Here is a 3,426-nt window from a genome sequence, read left to right on the forward strand (position 1 = left end):
ACCACCGGCTCCGGCGGCCACGGCTCGCCCCGCTCCCTGGCCAGCTCACCCGGCGTCTTCACCGGCGGCTTGTCCGAAGGGACACGGTCGCCGAAATCGTTGAACGCGGTGATCCGCGGCCGCTTCTGCACGGCGCTGAGAATGGTCTCCAGATCCTTGCGGTGCAGGGTTTCGCGTTCCAGCAGGGCCATGGCCAGATCGTCGAGCACATCGCGGTACTCACTCAGGATCGCCCACGCCTCGGTATGCGCGGCCTCGATGAGGTTGCGCACCTCCTCGTCGATGGCGCCGGCCACCTCGTGCGAATAGTCCGACGCGGTCCCCATCGAACGCCCGAGGAACGGATCGCCCTGTTCCTGGCCGTACCGCACGGCACCCAGCCGGGCACTCATGCCGTACTCGGTGACCATCGCGCGCGAGATCTTGGTCGCCTGATCGATATCGGAGGAGGCACCGGTGGTGGGCTCGTGGAACACCAGTTCCTCGGCCGCGCGGCCGCCCATGGCCATCACCAGGCGGGCGATCATCTCCGAGCGGGTCATCAGGCCCTTGTCGTCCTCGGGGACGGTCATCGCGTGTCCGCCGGTACGACCGCGGGCCAGGATCGTCACCTTGTAGACCGGTTCGATATCTGGCATCGCCCAGGCCGCCAGCGCATGGCCGCCCTCGTGGTAGGCGGTGATCTTCTTCTCGTGCTCGCTGATGATGCGGCTCTTACGGCGCGGACCGCCGATCACCCGGTCCACCGACTCCTCGAGCGCGTCGCCGGTGATGGTCGAGCCGTTCTCGCGCGCCGTCAGCAGCGCGGCCTCGTTGATCACATTCGCCAGATCGGCGCCCGACATTCCGACCGTGCGCTTGGCCAGCCCGTCCAGATCCGCTTCGGCCGCGATCGGCTTGCCCTGCGAATGCACCCGCAGGATCGACCGGCGGCCGGCCAGGTCGGGATTGCTGACCGGGATCTGGCGATCGAACCGGCCGGGCCGCAGCAGGGCGGGGTCGAGGATATCGGGGCGGTTGGTGGCGGCGATCAGGATGATTCCGGTGCGATCACCGAAGCCGTCCATCTCGACCAGCAGCTGGTTGAGCGTCTGTTCGCGCTCGTCGTGACCGCCGCCGAGCCCGGCGCCGCGCTGGCGGCCGACCGCGTCGATCTCGTCGACGAAGATGATGCACGGGCTGTTCTGTTTGGCCTGCTCGAACAGGTCGCGCACGCGGGAGGCGCCGACACCGACGAACATCTCCACGAAATCGGAGCCCGAGATGGTGAAGAAGGGCACCCCGGCCTCACCGGCCACCGCGCGGGCCAGCAGCGTCTTACCGGTTCCGGGCGGACCGTAGAGCAGTACGCCCTTGGGGATCTTCGCGCCGAGGGCCTGGTAGCGGACCGGGTTCTGCAGGAAATCCTTGATCTCGTACAGCTCTTCCACGGCCTCGTCGGCGCCCGCCACATCGGCGAAAGTCGTCTTCGGCATATCCTTCGACAGCTGTTTGGCCTTGGATTTACCGAAGCCCATCATGCCGCCGCGGCCGCCGCCCTGCATCCGCGACATCACGAAGATGAACAGCCCGAGCAGGATCACCATCGGCAACACGAACAGCAGGATCTGAGTGAGCCAGCTCTCCTGTTTGACCACCGTGTTGTACGGCGCGCCGGAATTCTGCACGGCCTGGAAGATCTGCGCCGAGGTGTCACTGCCCCCGGGATACTTCGCGATGATCTTGTTCTGGCCCTGCGTGGCGTCGTTGCCGTTCTTCAGCTCGATCCGCAACTGCTGTTCGCGATCATCGATCTGAACGTGAGCGACGTTCGCCTTGTCGTTCAGCTGGTTGAGGGCCACCGAGGTGTCGACGCTCTGCCAGCCGCGGGTGTCGTTGCCGAAGTAACTGAACAGATAGATCACGAGCAGAATGCCCGCGATTATCGCCAGGGTGCGAAACACTGTCTTGCGGTTCATAGAGCGTCGGCCGGGCGGCCAGTCCTTTCAGGCGTCTCCGCGTACTTGCCTAGCGATGCGTCCGCTCGGGGGGCGCAACCCGTATCCGAGATCGCCCGGTGGGCGGATTCGGATGCGGACATGCCACGTTACCGCGTACCGTCTAGTCGATACATCGCGCTTCCTGACCTATCGCAAGCCAGGAGTTCGGCTGGTGATGCAGTTTCAAGAACTAAACGTCGGGAAAACCGCGGTGGTTCCCGGTGTCGTGAACTGTGATATTTCGTAGTGATCACAATCATGGCACGCACGTTGTACCAATAGTGATCGACGTACGACCCGAGCGCAGGGGGTATGGACATAGTCGAGTTACGGACACCCACGGCAATCGTGCGGCACGGCGAAGGGCGGCTGGTCGTCCTGCGCCCCGGTGCCGACGGCGAAACCGAGACCGACGGCGAGCCGGTACTGGACGTCGCGGTCACCGACCTGCTCGAAGTACGGCTGAGCCGGCGGGCCGACGACGCGGTGGTCATCGAGATCTATCTGCGTTACCCGACCCCCGTCCTGGTCGGCGTCCCCGCCGACCGCACCCCGCTACCCGTCCTCATCGCCGAACACGACGTCCCGGCCGCCGCCGGCATCGTCTCCCGCATCAACGACCAGATCCTGGCCGCCCAGCGGGTCGACGTCGCCGCCCCCGATCTCACCGCCCCGGCCCCGGAACAAACCCCCGACGGACCGATCCGCGCCGATGTCGAACGCGCCACCCGCCGGATGTCGGCGACCGGGCGTGGCGAAGCCGCCCTGGCCGACCTGCACCGCCTGGTCACCCGGGACGAGTACGTCCTGGAGACGGCCTACGTGATCGCCCATCCGCCGATCGGCGACAACGACCCCTGCCTGCTGACGGTGACCACGGCGCGGCTGCTCCTGGTCTCCCTGGGCACCGACGAGCCCTACGCACACGAACTGCCGATCCCGATGATCATGCGGGCCCGCGCCACCGAGGAACCCCCCTCGATGATTCGCGGGCACACCTCCGAACGCCGCCCGATCGTCGAAATCCACGACGGCAACACCACGATGTGCTTCAGCGGACTGGACCGGGCCGATACCGAGAGGCTGACCTGCGCCGTCAACTTCGCGGTCCGGCTGGTCGCCGTGGACGGTGCGGCCGGACAGGCCGACCCGAGCGTCGCGCACCTGTATTCGGAATGGGAACTGCTGGTCGAACGGCATTCCCTGGGAATGGTCGACGATACGCAGTTCCAGCGCTACGGCCGGGGGATTCTGCGCTCGCTACCCGGTATTTGAGAGCTGGAGCCGGCTCGCGAACCCGGAAACGGCAGGATGGAACGAACCTGTCCGCGAAGGGGCTGTGTTTATTGGCGCGGCTTCGCCGCGCGGGGTTCGGCCCCCTTGGCGTCTGCTGTCAGCGCTCGAGACTTGTGGCTTCGCCACGTGCGCTTCGAGCGCTGACAGCAGA

Annotated in this window: 2 protein-coding genes; one reads left to right on the forward strand and one right to left on the reverse strand. The window is 66.3% G+C overall.

Annotation, left to right across the window (positions count from 1 at the left end; translation table 11 throughout):
- The coding region (gene ftsH, locus ACWDU1_RS30855) for an ATP-dependent zinc metalloprotease FtsH (RefSeq protein ID WP_450003879.1) at positions 1 to 1,958 on the reverse strand (1,958 nt) is incomplete at its 3' end.
- A 333-nt stretch (positions 1,959 to 2,291) separates the two neighbouring features.
- Here ftsH and ACWDU1_RS30860 point away from each other — a divergent pair.
- On the forward strand, positions 2,292 to 3,254 hold the full coding sequence (locus ACWDU1_RS30860) for a hypothetical protein (protein WP_450003881.1): 963 nt from the start codon (positions 2,292 to 2,294) through the stop codon (positions 3,252 to 3,254).
- The last annotated feature ends 172 nt before the right edge of the window (positions 3,255 to 3,426 follow it).

The sequence above is a fragment of the Nocardia sp. NPDC003345 genome, from assembly GCF_053589395.1.

Coding starts and splice junctions, on each gene's coding strand:
- ACWDU1_RS30860 (WP_450003881.1), top strand. CDS start 2,292: ATGGACATAGTCGAGTTACGGACACCCACGGCAATCGTGCGGCACGGC.